The following is an 18,326-nucleotide window of genomic DNA, read 5'->3' as shown; positions in this document are numbered from 1 at the left end:
TTTTATGTCGTTTCCGGAGGTCGAATAGAAGTTCGTCCGGCGCGACCAACAATAAATGGAACGCGGCGGATACCGAATCCACCACGCTCCGCAGACTGAAAGTTGCGCCCGTCAGCCGGTGAAACCGGGGATTGCCGCCCCCACCGAGCCCGCCACCAGCACCGCGTTGAGCGACAGCACCAGAACGGTGGCGCCAATGGCCAGGGCGTCGGTCAGGCGGCTGTTGGCATAGGCACCCATGATGTCGGTCCGGCGGGTCAGGAGCACCAGGGCGATCATCGGCACCGGCAGCGCCAGCGACAGCACCACCTGGCTGATGACCAGGGCATCGGTGGCATTGACGCCGGCGGCGACCACGGCGAAGGCCGGGATCATGGTGACGAGGCGGCGGACGAACACCGGGATCTCCATGCGGACGAAGCCCTGCATGATCATCTGGCCGGCCATGGTGCCCACCACCGACGAGGAGATGCCGGAGGCGATCAGCGACACCAGGAACACACCGGCGGCGGCAGCCCCCAGCAGCGGGGTCAGGGTGTGATAGGCGGTTTCGATCTCGGCGACGTCGCTATGGCCGGCATGGAAGGCCGAGGCGGCCATCATCACCATGGCGATGTTGACGAGACCGGCGACGGCCAGCGCCACCACCACTTCGATGTTGGAGAACTTCAGAACCTTGCGGCGTTCACCCTCATTGCGCACCCGTGCCCGGTTCTGGGTAAGGCCGGAATGAAGATAGACGGCGTGCGGCATGACGGTGGCGCCGATGATGCCGACGGCCAGCGTCAACGCGCCGGCATCCGGCAGAACCGGGGTGACGGCGCCGGCGGCGGCTGCCGCCCAGTCGACCGGAGCGATCAGCATCTCGATCAGGTAGCTGACACCGATGACGCCGACGAGGCTGCCGATGATCAGTTCCATCGGGCGATAGCCGCCACGGTCAAACATCAGCAGCCCATAGGTGATCAGCGCGGTGATGACCATGCCGGTCATCAGCGAGGTGCCGAACAAGAGCGACAGGCCGATCGCCCCGCCCAGGAACTCGGCGAGATCGGTGGCCATGGCGGCGATTTCGGAAATCACCCACATGCCGATCACCACCGGGAAGGGGAAGTGATCGCGGCTCATTTCGGCGAGGTTGCGGCCGGTGACGATGCCGAGCTTGGCCGACAGCGCCTGAAATAGCATGGCCACCAAGTTGGCCATCACCACCACCCAGATCAGCGCGTAGCCGTAGCCGGCGCCGGCGCCGATGTTGGTGGCGTAGTTGCCGGGGTCCATGTAGGCGATCGACGCGATCACCGCCGGGCCGACGAAGGCCAGCATCGCCCGTGGTCCCTTGAGCCGACCGGCCAGCGCTTCGGAGATGGCGAGCGACGTGCGCCCGGTCATTCCGGAGGGGGTAACGCTGAGAGCGGACTGGGAGACTACGGACATTTGGACCACCAGGAGGTTTCCTATGCTTGGAAATATAGCACAGGCTACATTTCCGTCAAGCCAGTTGCGAGTGACTTGCAATAAAATCTGCGCGACCGTATCCGGTTCCGGCTGAGGGATGACGCTTGGCTCCCTGAGTAAAGTTCGTGAGCCCCGGATCGGTTCCCTAGGGATGAGACTTGTGTGACGGTTGCAAATCTTAGCCGAGGCTGCATAATGTTCCGCCTCATCAATACGGTACGGCGGAGCGAGCCGGTGCCGCGCACAGGCCGCGAGGGACAAGACCATGTCGAGCGATGATCTGCCGCCCGAGCCTGACGACGGCATCCCACCGGAAGCGACCGACGCCGACCGCTTCACCAACGCCCGCGCCATCCGCTCGACCGCCCTCTTCGAGGACTATACCGAGCTGATCGCCGACCTGACCGAGGAGTTCGGCGAGGCGCGCATCACCGACATTGCCCGCCGGCTCGGCGTCACCCACCCCACCGCCAACAAGGCTGTGCTGCGCCTGAAGCGCGAGGGCCTCGTCATATCCCGGCCCTATCGCGGCGTGTTTCTCACCGAGGCCGGCGCCGCCATGGCCCGCGAGGTGAAGGCCCGCCACCGCCTGGTGGTCCGGTTGCTGATCGCCGTCGGCGTGCCGCCGGAAGCCGCCGAAATGGACGCCGAGGGCATCGAGCACTACGTCTCCGAGACGACGCTCAAGGCTTTCGAAGTCTATCTGGACGGCCGGCAATAGGCCGCCTGCCACAGTTCAGATCGTCATCTTGAGCGACCCATCGGTCGCAGCATCACACCATTGAGGGCACGCTCATGACCGGGCGGGACCAGAACCCTTATCTTCACGGCTCGCTCAGCCGGGTGTTCGCCCGCACCGCCGCGCCGATCGTGCTGTTCATGACGGTCAACGGCCTTTATGCCGTGGTCGACGCGCTGCTGCTCGGCCGCCTCGCCGGCCCGAAAGCACTGACCGCCGTGACGCTGATGTTCCCGGTGACGACGCTGATCGTGGCGCTGCAGACCATGGTCTCCTCCGGCATGGCGTCGCTGGTCGCCCGCCGGATCGGCGCCGGCGATATCCGGGCGGCCGAGGGCACCGTCACCGCCGCCAACCTCCTCGCCCTCACGGTGGCCGGCCTGCTGATCGCCGCCCTCGCCGTTGCCGGCGGACCGCTGGCCAAGGCCCTGTCCAACGGCGATGCCGAACTGGCCCGCATGGGCCTCACCTTCGTCTCGATCCTGGTGGTCTGTTCGCCGCTGAGCTTCCTGCTGTCGATCCAGGGCAACGCCCTGCGCTCGGAAGGCAGGGTTGGCGCCACGGCGGCGATCTCGGTGGCGATGACGGCCCTCAATATCGCCCTGAGTTCGCTGTTGATCGGATGGTTCGGCCTCGGCGTTGCCGGTTCGGCCATCGGCACGGCGCTGGCGCAAGCGGCGGCCATCGCCGCTATCGCCGTCTTCCGTCTCTCCGGCCGCGCGCGACTGTCGCTCTATGCCCGCGGCAGCGGGGCGATCCTCGCCAACTGGAAGAACATCGTCGTGCTCGGCGCGCCGGCGTCGCTCGGCCTGCTCGGCTTCAGCCTGTCGAGCGCCGTGATCATCGCCAACATCCAGGTGTGGTCGACTGTCGATCCGGCAGCCACCGTCGCCGCTTACGGTGTCATCACCCGCCTGATGACCTTCGCCTTCCTGCCGCTCCTGGGTGTCACCATGGCCGGCCAGTCGATCGTCGGCAATAACTTCGGTGCCGGCCTCCGGCAACGGGTGCGGACGACTCTGAAGATTGCTTTCGGCGCCGCCGTGATCTACGCGGCGATCTTCGAGGGCGTCTTCATCTTCCTGGCCCGGCCGCTTGGCGCCCTGTTCGTCAACGCGCCCCTGGTGGTGGCCGAGATCACCCGCGTCATGCCGCTGATTTCGCTGACCTATGTGCTGTCTGCGCCGTTGTTGATCCTGGCCGGCTATTACCAGGCGCTCGGCATGGCCGGCAGCGCGGCGATCCTCAATCTCGCTCGCACCTATCTCATCGGCCTGCCGCTGCTCGCCCTGCTGCCGATGGCGGCCGGCGAGATCGGCATCTGGATCGCCTACCCCATCGGCGATGTCGTCATGCTCGCCGTGGTGGCCGGCCTACTCGCCTGGAATGTCCGCCGCCATCACCTCGCCTGGGGCATCTTCCACGGCCAAGCCGACCGGCCCGAACAGATCCGATAGGCCGAACGGCCTTGCCGGGCGCATTGACAACCATGCCGCGAGGGCATAATCACCCGCCCGGTCCCTGGCGCCGGCCGCCCGCATGCTCTCCGAGCATTGGTGAAGCCAGTTTCCTTGTCTCATCCATTTTCGCACTCCGATGTGCGGCAATGCGGGCCCCTCGTCTCGTTTCCAAGCCTCCGCTGGCCGGCTTCTGGCAAGCCCGATCAAGCGGACGCCTACCACAAAGCGGTAGAGCAACAGCCCAATTCCCTTCTGGGCTCCGCTCCGGAGTGCGCTGAGAGGCGAGGTCATGTCTGAACAAGAACAAGCGCATAATCCTTATCTTCACGGCTCGCTGACGCGAGTGTTCGTGCGTACCGCCGCACCCATCGTGCTGTTCATGACGGTGAGCGGGCTCTATACGGTGGTCGACGCGCTGCTGCTCGGCCGGATTGCCGGACCGAAGGCACTCACCGCCGTGACGCTGATGTTCCCGGTGATGATGCTGATCGTCGCCTTGCAGAGCATGGTGTCCTCCGGCATGGCGTCCATCGTCGCCCGGGAGATCGGCGCCGGCGACATCCGCGCCGCCGAAGGCAGCGTCAACGCCGCCAACCTCCTGGCCCTCATCGTCTGCAGCGTTCTGATTCTCGTACTGCTGTTCGTCGGCGGGCCGATGACACAGGCGCTGTCGGATGGCGATCCGGAAATCGCTCATATGGGCCTCGTCTTCACCACCATCATGGTGGTGTTCTCGCCCTTCAGCTTCTTCCTGTCGATCCAGGGCGACGCGCTGCGCTCGGAGGGCAAGGTCGGCATGATGGCGTTGGTCGCCATATCGGTGACGCTGCTCAATATCGTCTTCAACTACATCCTGATCGGCCCATTCGGCCTCGGCGTCGCCGGTTCGGCCACCGGCACCGTGCTGGCCCAGGTGGTGGCGATCGCCGCCGTATTCTACCTGCGTCTCTCCGGCCGGACGCGGCTGCCGCTCTATGCACGCGGCACCGGCTCGCTGATTGCCAACTGGAAGGAGATGCTCGCCCTCGGCGCACCGCCGTCGCTGGGTCTCCTAGGCATCAGCCTGTCGAGCGCCATGGTGATCACCGATATCCAGATCTGGTCGACCACCGCCCCAGCCACCACCGTTGCCGCCTACGGCGTCATCAACCGCATCATGACCTTTGCCTTCTTGCCGCTGCTCGGCGTCACCATGGCCTGCCAGTCGATCGCCGGCAATAACTTCGGCGCCGGCCTGCACGATCGTGTCAGGACGACGCTGAAGGTCGCCTTCGGCATCGCCGTGGTCTACGCGGTTCTCTTCGAAGCGATGTTCATGTTTCTCGCTCGGCCGGTCGGCTCGCTGTTCGTTGCCGATCTTCAGGTGATCGGCGAGGTGGCGCGCATCATGCCGGTGACCAACGTCACCTATGTGCTGTCGGCACCGCTGATGATCCTCGGCGGCTACTATCAGGCGCTCGGCATGGCCGGCAGTGCGGCCATCCTCAACCTCGTTCGCACCTACGTCATCGGCCTGCCGCTCCTTGCCCTGTTGCCGATGGCGGCCGGCGAGTTCGGCATCTGGATCGCCTATCCGGTCGGCGACGTAGTGATGCTCGGCATAGTCGCCACCCTGCTCCTTTGGAACGCCCGCCGCCATCATCTCGCCTGGGGCATCTTCCACGGCAGGATCGGCCAGGTCGAACTGGCCTGATCGGTGGTCTGAACGGCAAAGGGGCCGCCGCGTAACCCGCGACGGCCCCTTTTCTCTTTCACCTCGTCGCAACCCTCATTCGAGGTTCTTGACGATCGTCTCCACCATCTTCTTGGCGTCGGCGAACAGCATCATCGTGTTGTCGCGGAAGAACAGCTCATTCTCGACGCCGGCATAGCCCGAGCCCATGCCGCGCTTGACGAACAGCACCGTGCCGGCCTTCTCGACGTCGAGGATCGGCATGCCGTAGATCGGCGACGACTTGTCGGTCTTGGCGGCGGGGTTGGTGACGTCGTTGGCGCCAATGACGAAAGCGACGTCGGCGGTGGCGAACTCCGAGTTGATGTCCTCGAGTTCGAACACCTCGTCATAGGGCACCGACGCCTCGGCGAGCAGCACGTTCATATGGCCGGGCATGCGACCGGCCACCGGGTGAATGGCATATTTCACCTCGACGCCTTCCGCCTTCAGCTTGTCGGCCATTTCGCGCAGCGCGTGCTGCGCCTGGGCGACCGCCATGCCGTAGCCGGGGACGATGATCACCTTGGAGGCGCTCTTCATGATGAAGGCGGCATCCTCGGCCGAGCCCTGCTTGACCGGTCGCTGTTCCACCGCGCCACCGGCCGCCGCCGTCTCGCCACCGAAGCCACCGAGAATGACGGAGATGAACGAGCGGTTCATGCCCTTGCACATGATGTAGCTGAGGATGGCGCCCGACGAGCCGACCAGCGCGCCGGTGATGATCAGTGCCGTGTTGCCCAGCGTGAAGCCGATACCGGCCGCCGCCCAGCCAGAGTAGCTGTTCAGCATCGAGACGACGACCGGCATGTCGGCGCCGCCGATCGGTACGATGATCAGGCCGCCGAAAGCCAGCGACACCAGCACGATCAGCCAGAACACGAAGTGGCTTTCCGTGTTGACCAGGAGCACGATCAACACCACCAGCAGCACCGCCAGGCCGGCGTTCACGAAGTGGCGGAACGGCAGGATGATCGGCTTGCCGCTCATCCTGCCGTCAAGTTTCAGGAAGGCGATCACCGAGCCGGTGAAGGTGATGGCGCCGATGGCGACACCGAGGCTCATCTCGACCAGGGCCTGCCCGTGGATTGCGCCGGGCACGCCGATGCCGAAGGCTTCCGGCGCGTAGAGCGCAGCCGCTGCCACCAGCACGGCGGCGAGACCGACCAGCGAGTGGAAGGCGGCGACCAGCTGCGGCATGGCTGTCATCGGGATCTTGCGGGCGATATAGGCGCCGACGCCACCACCGATGGCGAGACCGACGACGATCAGCGCATAGGCCCCGAACGACGGCTTGATCGAGGCGAGCGTCGTGACGATGGCGATCGCCATGCCGAGCATGCCCAGGAGGTTGCCGCGCCGGGCCGTCACCGGGCTGGAGAGCCCCCGGAGCGCCAGGATGAACAAGGCGCCCGAGATGAGATAGAGGACGGCGGAAAGATTGGCTGTCATGTCCGTGTCCTCAGTGCTTTTTCTTGTACATGGCGAGCATGCGGCTGGTGACCAGGAAGCCACCGAAGATGTTCACCGAGGCGAGAACCACGGCAAGGAAGCCGAAGCCGCGCGCCACGCCGGTGCCGGGCGCCAAGAGCTCGACGCCGACGGCCAGAAGGGCGCCGACGATGATCACCGAGGAGATGGCGTTGGTCACCGCCATCAGCGGCGTGTGCAAAGCCGGCGTCACCGACCACACCACGAAGTAGCCGACGAAGATCGCCAGCACGAAGATCGATAGACGGAACACGAAGGGATCGATCACCCCGCCCGACAGGGCGTGGGCGGCGGCGCCGGCCGCGTCGGCGGCGGCACCAGCCTGGCCGGACGCAACGGCGTCGGCGGCGGCATTGGCAGCGGCTTCGGCGGCGCGGGCCGCCTCGGCGGCGACGCGCGCAGCGAGCCGCGCCTGTTCAAGGGCCTGGTCGGCCGTGAGCGTAGAGGACATCGGATGGTTCTCCGCGTCAGTTCAGGAAAGCGGGATGGATGACGGCGCCCTCGCGCGTCAGCGCGGTCGCCTTGACGAGTTCGTCGTCCCAGTTGACGGCGAGAACCTTCTCCTTCTTGTCGATCAACGTTTCGACGAAGGCGTAGAGGTTCTTGGCGTAGAGCTGGGAGGCGGTGGCGGCGATGCGGCCGGGCACGTTCTTGTGGCCGACAATGCGGATACCTTCCGGTGTCGTCACGACCTCGCCGAGTCGGGCACCCTCGACGTTGCCACCACGCTCGACGGCGAGGTCGACCAGCACCGAACCCGGCTTCATCGATTTCACCATGTCGGCGGAGACGAGGCGCGGCGCCGGCCGGCCGGGGATCAGCGCCGTGGTAATGACGATGTCCTGCTTCTTGATGTGCTCGGCAACCAGCGCCGCCTGCTTGGCTTGGTATTCGGCCGACATCGGCTTGGCATAGCCCGCCGCCGTTTCGGCTTGCTTGAACTCTTCGTCCTCGACGGCAACGAACTTGGCACCAAGACTTTCCACCTGTTCCTTGGCGGCGGGGCGCACGTCGGTCGCCGTCACCACGGCGCCGAGGCGGCGGGCGGTGGCGATCGCCTGCAGACCGGCAACGCCGGCGCCCATCACGAACACGCGCGCCGCCGGCACCGTGCCGGCCGCCGTCATCATCATCGGAAAGGCGCGGCCATACTCGGAAGCGGCGTCGATCACCGCCTGATAGCCGGCAAGGTTGGCCTGGCTCGACAGCACGTCCATCACCTGCGCACGGGTGATGCGCGGCATGAACTCCATGGCAAAAGCGGTCACCCCGGTATCGGCCATGGCCTTGATGGCGTCATTGTCGCCGTAAGGGTCCATCATGGCAATGGCGAGCGCCCCCTTCTTGAGATGCGACAGAACCTCCTGCGACGGGCGCCGCACCGTCAGCACGATGTCGGCGTCACGCGCCGCATCGGCAGCCGTCTCAGTCAACACCGCACCGATCATCGAGTAATCGAAGTCCAGGATGAGCGACCGCAATCCCGCCCCGGCCTCGACCAGTACCGTGGCACCGAGACCGATAAAGCGTTTGGCCGTATCGGGCGTCATGGCGACACGCCCCTCTTCGGGATCGGGTTCTTTTAACACCGCAATCTTCATTGAGCTTCTCCAGGGTGTCTCGCATGTGCCGGCATCGGGGAGAGCCGCCCCTGGCGCTCCCTTTCCCCGCCTTCCCTCCCCGGAATGCGAGCCGAGGCCAGCCGGACCTCCGGGAAAATTCCTAGAGCCTTTTGCTTGCGTAATGCAACGTAACCTTCAAGCGGCGCAAAGCGACGCCGGGCCGTCTATTGAGGCATATTCGCCGATAGGTATTTGGCCCAAAAGGAAAAACCCGCCGGCTGACCGGCGGGTTCACACTTTTGCGCGCAAATACTTATCAACGATGGGCGGTCTCTTCACCCCTGCCGGGCGATCTCCGCGTCGAGCACTTCCAGTTCGCCGATCATCCGCTCGATCACCGAAAGCCCCATCTGCCAGAAGGCCGGATCGCTGGCGTCGAGGCCGAAGGGCTTGAGCAGTTCCGTGTGGTGCTTGGTGCCGCCCGCCTCCAGCATGGCGAAATACTTGTCCTGGAAGCCGCTCTCGGCGCCTTCGAACACGGCGTAGAGCGAGTTCACCAGGCAGTCGCCGAAGGCATAGGCGTAGACATAGAACGGCGAGTGAATGAAGTGCGGGATATAGGCCCAGAAGGTCTCATAGCCCGGCCCGAAGGTGATGGCCGGCCCAAGGCTCTCACCCTGCACCGATAGCCAAGCCTCGTTGATGCGGTCGGACGTCAGCTCCCCCTCGCGGCGGGCGGCATGCACCTTGCGCTCGAAGGAATAGAAGGCGATCTGCCGCACCACCGTGTTGAGCATGTCCTCGATCTTGGAGGCGAGCAGCGTCCGCTTCTCGGCCGGCGTCGCGGCGTTGCGCAGCAGCGACTGGAAGGTCAGCATCTCACCGAACACCGAGGCGGTCTCGGCGAGCGTCAGCGGCGTCGGCGCCATCAGCGCCCCTTGCCGGCCGGCCAGCACCTGATGCACGCCGTGGCCGAGCTCGTGGGCCAGCGTCATCACGTCGCGCGTGCGGCCGAGATAGTTGAGCAGCACGTAAGGATGGGCCGACGGCACCGTCGGATGGGCGAAGGCGCCGGGCGACTTGCCCGGCCGCACCGGCGCATCGATCCAGCGCTCGTCGAAGAAGCGGCGGGCGATATCCGCCATCTTCGGCGAGAAACGGCCGTAGGCGTCGAGCACCGTCGCCTTGGCTTCCGTCCAGGGCACCTGCCGGGTCACGGCGCCGGGCAGCGGCGCGTTGCGATCCCAATAGGGCATGGTCTCGCCACCCATCCAGCGCGACTTGAGCTGGTAATAGCGATGGCTGAGGCGCGGATAGGCGGCCCGCACCGCCTCGACCAAGGCATCGACCACCTCGCGCTCGACGCGGTTGGCAAGATGACGGGAGTCGGCGATATCCTTGAAACCGCGCCAGCGGTCGGAGATTTCCTTGTCCTTGGCGAGCGTGTTGGTGATACGGGCGAAGATGCCGATGTTGTCGCCGAACACCTTGCCAAGCGCCTCGGCCGCCGCCTTTCGCTTGGCCGGGTCCGCTTCCTGAAGGAGATGCAGCGTCGGCTCGATGGCGAGCTCCTCGCCATCGACGGGGAAGCGAAGGCCGGCGATGGTTTCGTCGAACAGACGATTCCAAGCCGAATAGGCGGTGATCGACTTCTCGTGGAACAACTCCTCCACCCGATCCTCGAGCTGATAGGGCTTGTCGAGGCGGATGTCGGTGAGCCATGGGCGATAATGGGCGAGCGCCGGATCGGCAAAGCCGGCCTCGATCAAGCTGTCGTCGATCCGATTGATTTCCAGCGTGAAGAACAGCAGCCCCGAGGAGATGGCGGTGATCTTCTCCTGCATGTCGCCGTAGAACTTCATGCGCTGGGGATCGGTGGTGTCGCCCGAATAGAGCAAGCCGGCATAGGACCCCAGCCGACCGAGCAGATCATCGAGCTTCTCATAGTCGGCAATCAGCGCGGCAAAGGCCGACGCGCCGCCCGGTCCCCTCAGGATCACCTCAAGCTTGCCTTTGGCGCGGTCGGCCAGACTGATGGCCGCATCGCCAGCCACCTGGATATCGCGCTCGATGGACGGATCGTCTGGTGACGCATAGAGCGCCGAAAGATCCCACTCCGGCAGAACTTCGGCAGCAGCACCGACATCGGCGGGATGGAAGGCGGGACGGGGCAGACGGTAACGGCTCATCGAACGGCAACTCCAAATACGGCGCAAGGCACCATGCGCAAGACTACGTGCTCCGGCCATCGACGATCAACGGGAAATGTCGGTGAAAAAGGCGTGATCGATGGCCCGAGCCTAACCTTCTCTTAACCCTTCGGTCGGCACAGTGCCCCGAATTGGCACAGACGCGGAAGGACGAACTAACGCATGGCCGCTCGTATCCTGATCGTCGATGACGATCCGATCCAGCGCCGCCTCCTTGAGGAGGCCGTCAAGCGCTTCGGCCACCAGGCGGTCACCGCCGACGGCGGCGAGGCCGGTCTCGCGACGCTGGCCGCCGCGCGCGGCGATTTCCAGCTGATGATCCTCGACCTCGTCATGCCCGACCTCGACGGCATGGCGGTGCTCGAACGCCTTGCCAAGGCCGGCGAGACCATACCGGTGATCGTTCAGACCTCGCGGGGCTCCATCGACACGGTGGTCGGCGCCATGCGGGCCGGCGCCTTCGACTTCATCGTCAAGCCGGTCAATCACGAACGGCTGGCCGTCTCCATCCAGAATGCTCTGAAGGTCACCGCCCTCGAAGGCGAGATCCGCCGCAGCAGGCGATCGGCGCCGGCCAGCCTCGGTTTTCGCGACATTATTACCAAAAGCCCGGAAATGGCCCGCGTGCTTCGCCTTGGCGAGCGTGCCGCCACCTCCGGCATTCCCATCCTGATTGAGGGCGAGAGCGGCGTCGGCAAGGAATTGGTGGCCCGCGCCATTCAGAACGCCTCCGATCGCCGGACCAAGCCTTTCGTCACCGTCAACTGCGGCGCCATCCCCGAGAACCTCGTTCAGAGCACGCTGTTCGGCCATGAGAAGGGCGCCTTCACCGGCGCCGTCGACCGCCATACCGGCAAGTTCCAGGAGGCGCACACCGGCACATTATTCCTCGACGAAGTCGGCGAGCTTCCGCTCGAGGTGCAGGTGCAGCTCCTGCGCGCCATCCAGGAGGGCGAGATCGAACCGGTCGGCGCCCGCCGATCGCAGAAGGTCGACTTCCGCCTGATCTCGGCCACCAACCGGCGCCTCTTGGACATGGTGAAGGAAGGCCGCTTCCGCGAAGACCTCTACTACCGCCTCAACGTCTACCCGATCTTCGTGCCGCCGCTTCGCGATCGCCGCGAGGACATCCCGCTGCTCGTCGAGCATTTCGTCTCCCGCTTTGCCGCCGAAGAGGGCAAGCGCCGCATCACCGGCATCCGGCCGGATGCCGTTGCCATGCTCAGCGCCTTCAACTGGCCGGGCAATATCCGCCAGTTGGAGAACGCAGTGTTTCGCGCCGTCATCCTCTGCGACGGCGGCGACCTCACGGTCGACGAGTTCCCCCAGATCGCCGCCCAGACCGGCCATGTCTCGGCCATCCGCCGCGTCGAGGGCGCCGACGCGCCGCCGCCGGCCGATCCGGTGATCATCGAAACCGCCCTGCCCCCGGTGGCATCCGAGGACGGTCTGATCGGCGTCGCCGTCAACTCAGGACCGAGCAACGATCCGGCGCCCTTCGGCTTCCTGCGGTCGCTGGCCGACGACGGCCATGTACGGCCTCTTGTCGCCATCGAGGAGGAGATGATCCGCCTCGCCATCGACCACTACGGCGGCCGCATGGCCGAGGTGGCGCGCCGGCTCGGCATCGGCCGTTCGACGCTCTATCGCAAACTCAAGGAATACGGCCTCGCCGAGGGCGACGACGATGACGCGGGTGTGGCCGCTGAGTAACAAGACGCCGTTAATCGACTTTTGGCGGAGTGTCGACCTTGTCGACGCCTCGCCGAAACGCCAAACAGACCTTTATGCATCTCTTGGCAGGCTCGCATGCCCGCAGGAATGGCCGTGGTGAATGTTATGACCTCCTCCCTGTCTAAACTTCTTCTTTCCACCGCCGTGATCGGCTTCAGCCTTTCCGCCATACCCGCCTTTGCCGAGGCCGGCTTCGACCCGCTTGGAGCCAAGGCCACCGACACGGCGACGCCGGGCGCTGTCGAGACCAAGGCCCTGCCGCCGGCCGCGGGTGCGACAGCCACGCCCACCGGAACCACGGCGCCGGCCGCCGCTGCCTCGGCGCCCACGGTCGCACCCGCCGCGCCGGCAACGGCGACCGCTGCCCCTGCCGTTGCTCCCACCGCGCCGGCAACCGAAACCGCTGCGCCCACCGTAGCGCCGACCACGCCGGCAGTTGAGACCGCCGCCCCCGCTGTGGCGCCTGCCGCCGCCGACCCGGCGCTTGCCACGACCTCTCCCAGCATGCCGATCGATCAGGCGATCGTCGCCGAGATCGGCAAGGTGGTCGCCTCGGCAACGGGCGATGCCCGCCGCCGGGCCGACGCCGTTGCCAAGGTCTACGCCGCCCGCGCCAACCAGCCGCTCTGGGTGGAGGGCGATCATTATTCCGACAAGGCCAAGGCGGTGATCGCCCGTCTGGCCGATGCCGTGACCGACGGTCTCAACCCGATCGATTACGCTCTGCCCCAGAGCGACCTTTCGGCGCCCACCACGGAACTCGTCGCCAACGCCGACCTTCGCGTCTCCATGGCGGTGGCGACCTTTGCCGAACAGGCCTCCGGCGGCCGCGTCGCGCCGCTGTCCATCTCCAAGGATATCACCCGCACGCCTGAGCGCATCCCGGCCGACAAGGCGCTGGCCAAGGTGGCCGACGCCGGCGATGCCGCCGCCGCGCTCGACAGCTTCAATCCGCCGACCGAGGGCTTCCGCCGCCTGAAGGCTATGCTGGCCGAGGTGCGAGCCGCCAAGGAGAACACCACCGGAACGGTCTCCACCGAGCCGGTCGCCCTGGCGAAGTCGCTGAAGCCCGGCATGAGCGATGAAGGCGTGCCGACGCTGCGCACCCGGCTTGGTCTCGCCGCCCCCGAGGCCGGCGTCGATCCGGCGCTTTACGACGAGACGCTGGTCACCGCCGTCGAGGCCTTCCAGAAGGCGAACGGCCTTTCCGCCGATGGCGTCGTCGGCAGCCGCACGGTGGCCGTCCTCAATGGCGCCCATCGCGACGTCGAGGGCGAAATCATCGCCAACATGGAAATGTGGCGCTGGATGCCGCGCGACCTCAGCCAGAACTACGTCTTCGTCAACATCCCCGAGTTCAAGGTCCGCGTCTTCCGCAACGGGCAGAAGGTTCACGAGGCGCGCGTGGTGGTTGGCAAGACCACCAACCAAACGCCGTTGTTTTCCGGCGAGATGCAATATCTGGTGGTCAATCCTTATTGGAACGTCCCGGAATCGATCAAGGTCAAGGAGATGCTGCCGGAGATCCAGGCGGATCCGGCTGGTTATTTCTCCCGCCACGGCTACGAAGCGACCTGGGACGGTCAGGTCATCGACCCGACCCGCATTATCTGGGACGAAAACGCCGTGAAGGCGGTCGGTATCCGTCAGGTGCCGGGTGAGGCCAATGCTCTCGGCCACATCAAGTTCATGTTCCCCAATCAGCACGCCGTCTACCTGCACGACACGCCGCTGAGGAGCTTGTTCAACCGCGACGTCCGCGCCTTCAGCCACGGCTGCGTGCGCGTCGACGATCCGATGGCCTTCGCCGACGCCGTTCTGCAGGGCGACCCTGAGTGGACGGTGCCCAAGTTGCAGGCCATGTTCGGCGGCGACGAGAAGCGCGTGGACATCGCCACCCACCTCAAAGTGCATCTCGCCTACTTCACCGCCTTCGTCGACGACGGCGGCAAGTTGCAGATCCGCGACGACATTTATGGCCATATTCAGGCCATCAAGAAGGCGCTGGGCATGTCGCAGGTCTGATCTGCAGCCAAGCGATTTTCCCCAGCCAGATACCTGCTTTGCCATTGGCGAAGCAGGTCTTTTGGCGTTCTTGCCATGCCATAAACTACCCACTTGGCCTTTTGACCGGTGACGGGTATTGTACGGCCCGTGAAATCCAGGGGAAGTTTCCGACCATCAGTTTCCGACCATCGGAGCCTTAAGCCGGCCTTCATTGGCTTACGGTAAACCGTTGCTTAATTCTCTCCGCCAATAATCAAAGTTGGCTGGTGACGAGAGCAAGCGGACAAAGACGCGTGAAAACCCGGACAACGAACACATCATCTGGAAGAGGAATCGCTTCAATGAAAGCAGCCAAGGCTTTCGGGGCATCGGCGATCTCCTCCCGTTTCGCCCTTGCCGCCGGTCGCACGGCGCTCGGCGCTTTCGTAGGGACAGCCGCGGCGCTGGCGATCTTCGCCTCGGCAGCCAAGGCGGCTGATACCCGCACCCTCGACCTCTACAACATGCACACCAAGGAACGGCTGACCATCACCTTCAAGAAGGATGGTCGCTACGTTCCCTCGGCGTTGTCCGAACTCAACCGCTTCCTGCGCGACTGGCGTCGCAACGAGGCGACGCGCATGGATCCGCGCCTGTTCGACACGGTGTGGGAGCTCTACCAGAAATCCGGATCGCGTCAGCCGATCCAAGTGGTCTGCGGTTATCGGTCGCTCGCCACCAACAACCTCCTCAGGTCTCGTTCGTCGGCCGTCGCCAAGCACAGCCAGCATACGCTCGGCAAGGCGATGGACATGAACATTCCCGACGTGTCCGTCGACAAGCTGCGCATGATCGGTGTGCAGATGCAGAACGGCGGCGTCGGCTGGTATCCGTCTGCCAACAGCCCCTTCGTGCATATCGACGTCGGTTCGGTGCGCGCCTGGCCCCGCCTTACCCGTACGCAGCTCGTCGGCCTGTTCCCTGACGGCAAGACTGCCCACATCCCGACCGATGGCAAGCCGCTGCCCGGCTACCAGCAGGCGCTCGCCGAGCTGCAGCGTGAGAAGGGAGCCAGCTCGGTTGCCATGGCATCGGCCGATTCGTCTTCCCGCAGTTCCGGCAAGGGTCTGTTGGCCATGCTGTTCTCCAATGACGAGGAAGACAGCCGCGAAGAGATCAGCTCGGCCGGCGGCGATGACGATGCGCCCGCCGCCGCTGCCCCGAAGCTGGCTCCGGTGGTCATGCCAAAGCCAACCCCACCGATTGCCACGCAGGCTGCACCCACCGCGCCGGTGCTGACCGCCGCCTTCACGCCACCGCCGCCCGCCGCTGCGCCCGAACGCCGGGTGACCAGCCTCGCCGAGGCAACGCTGCCAGCCGGGCTCGAACCGGCCGCCGTGCCGCAGCTGACCGGCGCCGATCGGCTGGCGATGGACAATGTGCCGCTGCCACAGGCCAAGCCCTCCGAGATCGCCGGCGATCCGGTGGAGGTGGCCATGGTGGATGCACCGATGATGCTGCCGCCGGTCAAGCCGCCGGCACCCGTCGAGGTGCCGTTGCCGGTGGCCGCCAGCCGTCAGGACGACGCCATCGCCGCCCAGCTCGCGCTGGCCGAAGTCGCTCAGGATCAGGCGCCGCAGCCCGCCACCGCCCTGTCCTTCGCCCCGCCCGCCGAGGCGCCGCTGCCGCCGGCCGCAACCGCTCGCCAGCCCGTGCAAACGGCTGCCCTCTCGCCGGCGCCGCGCAAGCCGGCACCACCGGCATCCGTCGCCAATCTCGCCAAGCCGTTGATCGACGGCGGCAAGAGCGACATGTTTGGCAACGTCGAGCTGCCGGAGATCGCCTCCGAGGATGGTCCTCTGCTGCTCGACGGCAGTCAGTCGGTTTATTGGGGCCGCTTCCGGACGCTGACCCATCCGGACCAGCTACACCTCGCCACGATGTTCGAGGCGCCGGCTCAGGTGGTCAACACCACTTTCAGCGCCCAGCCTTACGGTGCGCTGGTGTCGACCCGCTTTGCCGGCTCGGTGGCGGCGCCCGCACAGATCCTCGACTTCACGCGCCGCCAGTTAGCCATGCGCTGAGGTTGCCGCTTTCAATGAGAAACGCCGGTCTTTCGAGGCCGGCGTTTTGCTTTGCAAGAATGAGACGCCGATCTGTCCAGCCCAGGCATCACCCGATGACAGTCGCCTGGCCGTCGAAAACACGCAGCACGGTGAGCCGTCCTGTCGCATAAGCGCCGGTGTCGATGCCGATACGCCCCGGCGCGAAGACCGGTTCGTTGGCCGGTGTGTGGCCATGCACCACCGTCAGCCCCAACCCATTCGTCTGACTGACAAAGGGTTCGCGGATCCACATCAGGTCACCGTCGTCCTGCGCCTCGAGCGGCACGCCGGGACGAATGCCGGCATGGACGAATAGCACGTCGCCGAAACGCACCGCCACCGGCAGGTCCCGCAGGAAGTTGACATGCGTCTCCGGCACAGTTGCCCGCGTGATCTCGCCGAGCCCGCCCGTACCGCTACGATGCCGCGACAGACGCGTGAGATCGATACCGTAGGATTCCAGAGTCTGCTCGCCGCCGAACTCCAGCCATCCCATGTTGCCGTGGGGATCGTCGAGGAAGGCGAGGAAGGTTTCGTCATGGTTGCCGCAGATCGACCGACGTTCGAAGCCGGGCGGCGGCGCACTGATCAGGTGATCGAGCACATCGGCCGATTGAGGTCCTCTGTCGACAAGATCGCCAAGGCAAAGAATGATCCGGCGCTGGGCAGGAACGTTAGCGGCGTCGGCGATAATCCGCCGCTCGGCTGCCCTCAGTTCGGCGAGACAACCATGCACATCGCCAATGGCATAGACGACCGTTCCCATGGGATCAATCTCGATGCGCTCACGGCGGCCGGCAGGCGGTGCCGGTTGGGACTTAGCGCCGAGACCGAAGAGCGATCGAACCGCGGTGAGCAACAGGAGACTCCAAACTGGCTAGCAAGCCGGCAGGCCACCGGCGAAGATCTGTCTATTATGGGGCTGGCAATACGACTTGTGTTTACGTATTTATCCGATCTAAGCTTGGAAACGTCCAGTGGTTTCTCCTGGCAGGCCTCGAATTTTACAGAGACGGTTAAGGCAGACCAGGGTAGATAGAATAAAAACGGCGACCATGCCGAACGGTTCCGTGCTGGGACATTTGCCCGCTGGACGTTTCATGTCGGCGGGCATTTGATTTGGGGAAGTTGTTGATGCTGTCGTTGAAGCTGTCCGCGCCGTTCATTGGCCTGTTCTCCGTCGGATTGCTTGGCCTCGGCCTTTACGGAATGGGCCTGGAGTCCGCCCCCTTCCTCAGCACGGCCGGCTCCACCGCCGAACGGCTGCAGTCGGTCGCCACCGATCCGGACGTGCCATTCCTCTCCAGCAAGCGGGCACTCGGCGTTTATGAACTCGACTGCCGCAGGCTTGCCTTCGACCAGACGGCCGACCCGATCCCCTTCGAGGACCGACCGCGCCTGAACGAAGGCTGCTATGAGCGCGCCAAGTCCTTAGTCGAGGCGGCGCCGGGCAACGCCATCCTGTGGCTGTCGCTTGCCAGGTTCGCGGCAACCGATGCCAATCGACGCGACATCACGTTCCGGGCCCTTGAACTCAGCCGCGCCTACGGCCCCTGGCAATATGCGCTCGCCAGCGACAGGGTGCAGTTGATCAGCCTGCTCCCGGACGCTCCGCCGGCGATCAAGGCGATCGCCGATGCCGACTTCGAAACGTTGGCCGCCAGCTATCGCGGGCTCCAGCAATTGGCCACCATCTACCTTTCCAACCCAGATAAGCGCGACCGAATCACAGCGGCGGTCGAAAAGCGGCCGGCAAACGAGCAGCGCGGGTTCTTGGGTCTTGTTAAGCGCAACATGCAGTGACGAGCTGAAGCGTCGAACGCCAACATTTTATGCTCGCCTCGCTTACCCGACCGCAGCGCCTGAAACA

General features: G+C 65.2%; 13 protein-coding genes. 7 read left to right on the top strand and 6 right to left on the bottom strand.

Annotated elements, in window-relative coordinates; translation table 11 throughout:
• Positions 1 to 111 precede the first annotated feature (111 nt).
• Positions 112 to 1,437 (bottom strand): Nramp family divalent metal transporter, encoded by a 1,326-nt coding sequence (locus G522_RS0120540; RefSeq protein ID WP_051228949.1) that lies wholly within the window; start codon positions 1,435 to 1,437, stop codon positions 112 to 114.
• A gap of 286 nt (positions 1,438 to 1,723) precedes the next feature.
• On the opposite strand from G522_RS0120540, the gene mntR reads away from it, so the two are divergent.
• The 3 genes from mntR (at position 1,724) to G522_RS0120525 (ending at position 5,350) form a co-directional block, all read left to right on the top strand.
• A complete protein-coding gene (gene mntR / locus G522_RS0120535; RefSeq protein ID WP_026792647.1) occupies positions 1,724 to 2,179 on the top strand; it encodes a manganese-binding transcriptional regulator MntR in 456 nt (151 codons plus the stop codon).
• A 74-nt stretch (positions 2,180 to 2,253) separates the two neighbouring features.
• Entirely contained in the window at positions 2,254 to 3,654 is a 1,401-nt protein-coding gene (locus tag G522_RS0120530) for an MATE family efflux transporter (RefSeq protein ID WP_026792646.1), read from the top strand.
• Between the two features lie 292 nt (positions 3,655 to 3,946).
• On the top strand, positions 3,947 to 5,350 hold the full coding sequence (locus G522_RS0120525; protein WP_026792645.1) for an MATE family efflux transporter: 1,404 nt from the start codon (positions 3,947 to 3,949) through the stop codon (positions 5,348 to 5,350).
• A gap of 75 nt (positions 5,351 to 5,425) precedes the next feature.
• Here the strand turns inward: G522_RS0120525 and G522_RS0120520 are convergent, their stop codons facing one another.
• From G522_RS0120520 to G522_RS0120505, 4 genes are all read right to left on the bottom strand, one after another.
• A complete protein-coding gene (locus G522_RS0120520; RefSeq protein ID WP_026792644.1) occupies positions 5,426 to 6,820 on the bottom strand; it encodes an NAD(P)(+) transhydrogenase (Re/Si-specific) subunit beta in 1,395 nt (464 codons plus the stop codon).
• Positions 6,821 to 6,830: 10 nt separating this feature from the next.
• Positions 6,831 to 7,310 carry a proton-translocating transhydrogenase family protein gene (locus G522_RS0120515; RefSeq protein WP_026792643.1) on the bottom strand — a complete coding sequence of 160 codons (480 nt, stop codon included), beginning with the start codon at positions 7,308 to 7,310 and terminating at the stop codon, positions 6,831 to 6,833.
• A 16-nt stretch (positions 7,311 to 7,326) separates the two neighbouring features.
• Positions 7,327 to 8,460, bottom strand: a complete 1,134-nt coding sequence (locus tag G522_RS0120510) for a Re/Si-specific NAD(P)(+) transhydrogenase subunit alpha (RefSeq protein ID WP_026792642.1) — start codon at positions 8,458 to 8,460, stop codon at positions 7,327 to 7,329.
• A 296-nt stretch (positions 8,461 to 8,756) separates the two neighbouring features.
• A complete protein-coding gene (locus G522_RS0120505) occupies positions 8,757 to 10,610 on the bottom strand; it encodes a M3 family oligoendopeptidase (RefSeq protein WP_026792641.1) in 1,854 nt (617 codons plus the stop codon).
• Positions 10,611 to 10,793: 183 nt separating this feature from the next.
• On the opposite strand from G522_RS0120505, the gene G522_RS0120500 reads away from it, so the two are divergent.
• From G522_RS0120500 to mepK, 3 genes are all read left to right on the top strand, one after another.
• On the top strand, positions 10,794 to 12,344 hold the full coding sequence (locus G522_RS0120500) for a sigma-54-dependent transcriptional regulator (protein WP_026792640.1): 1,551 nt from the start codon (positions 10,794 to 10,796) through the stop codon (positions 12,342 to 12,344).
• Between the two features lie 126 nt (positions 12,345 to 12,470).
• A complete protein-coding gene (locus G522_RS27940; RefSeq protein ID WP_051228947.1) occupies positions 12,471 to 14,390 on the top strand; it encodes a L,D-transpeptidase family protein in 1,920 nt (639 codons plus the stop codon).
• A gap of 323 nt (positions 14,391 to 14,713) precedes the next feature.
• Positions 14,714 to 16,435: a peptidoglycan L,D-endopeptidase MepK gene (gene mepK / locus G522_RS27935; protein ID WP_051228945.1), complete on the top strand. Its 1,722-nt coding sequence runs from the start codon at positions 14,714 to 14,716 to the stop codon at positions 16,433 to 16,435.
• An 88-nt stretch (positions 16,436 to 16,523) separates the two neighbouring features.
• Here mepK and G522_RS0120485 read toward each other — a convergent pair whose 3' ends face one another.
• Positions 16,524 to 17,315: a metallophosphoesterase gene (locus tag G522_RS0120485; RefSeq protein ID WP_026792639.1), complete on the bottom strand. Its 792-nt coding sequence runs from the start codon at positions 17,313 to 17,315 to the stop codon at positions 16,524 to 16,526.
• Positions 17,316 to 17,590: 275 nt separating this feature from the next.
• On the opposite strand from G522_RS0120485, the gene G522_RS0120480 reads away from it, so the two are divergent.
• On the top strand, positions 17,591 to 18,259 hold the full coding sequence (locus tag G522_RS0120480) for a hypothetical protein (RefSeq protein WP_026792638.1): 669 nt from the start codon (positions 17,591 to 17,593) through the stop codon (positions 18,257 to 18,259).
• The last annotated feature ends 67 nt before the right edge of the window (positions 18,260 to 18,326 follow it).

The sequence above is a fragment of the Pleomorphomonas oryzae DSM 16300 genome, from assembly GCF_000422965.1.
Lineage (GTDB): Bacteria > Pseudomonadota > Alphaproteobacteria > Rhizobiales > Pleomorphomonadaceae > Pleomorphomonas > Pleomorphomonas oryzae.
This window is presented reverse-complemented; position numbering and strand designations above follow the sequence as displayed.

Excerpts from the sequence above, each read along its gene's own strand:
- G522_RS0120540 (WP_051228949.1), bottom strand. The coding sequence starts at position 1,437 with ATGTCCGTAGTCTCCCAGTCCGCTCTCAGCGTTACCCCCTCCGGAATG.
- mntR (WP_026792647.1), top strand. The coding sequence starts at position 1,724 with ATGTCGAGCGATGATCTGCCGCCCGAGCCTGACGACGGCATCCCACCG.
- G522_RS0120530 (WP_026792646.1), top strand. The coding sequence starts at position 2,254 with ATGACCGGGCGGGACCAGAACCCTTATCTTCACGGCTCGCTCAGCCGG.
- G522_RS0120525 (WP_026792645.1), top strand. The coding sequence starts at position 3,947 with ATGTCTGAACAAGAACAAGCGCATAATCCTTATCTTCACGGCTCGCTG.
- G522_RS0120520 (WP_026792644.1), bottom strand. The coding sequence starts at position 6,820 with ATGACAGCCAATCTTTCCGCCGTCCTCTATCTCATCTCGGGCGCCTTG.
- G522_RS0120515 (WP_026792643.1), bottom strand. The coding sequence starts at position 7,310 with ATGTCCTCTACGCTCACGGCCGACCAGGCCCTTGAACAGGCGCGGCTC.
- G522_RS0120510 (WP_026792642.1), bottom strand. The coding sequence starts at position 8,460 with ATGAAGATTGCGGTGTTAAAAGAACCCGATCCCGAAGAGGGGCGTGTC.
- G522_RS0120505 (WP_026792641.1), bottom strand. The coding sequence starts at position 10,610 with ATGAGCCGTTACCGTCTGCCCCGTCCCGCCTTCCATCCCGCCGATGTC.
- G522_RS0120500 (WP_026792640.1), top strand. The coding sequence starts at position 10,794 with ATGGCCGCTCGTATCCTGATCGTCGATGACGATCCGATCCAGCGCCGC.
- G522_RS27940 (WP_051228947.1), top strand. The coding sequence starts at position 12,471 with ATGACCTCCTCCCTGTCTAAACTTCTTCTTTCCACCGCCGTGATCGGC.
- mepK (WP_051228945.1), top strand. The coding sequence starts at position 14,714 with ATGAAAGCAGCCAAGGCTTTCGGGGCATCGGCGATCTCCTCCCGTTTC.
- G522_RS0120480 (WP_026792638.1), top strand. The coding sequence starts at position 17,591 with ATGCTGTCGTTGAAGCTGTCCGCGCCGTTCATTGGCCTGTTCTCCGTC.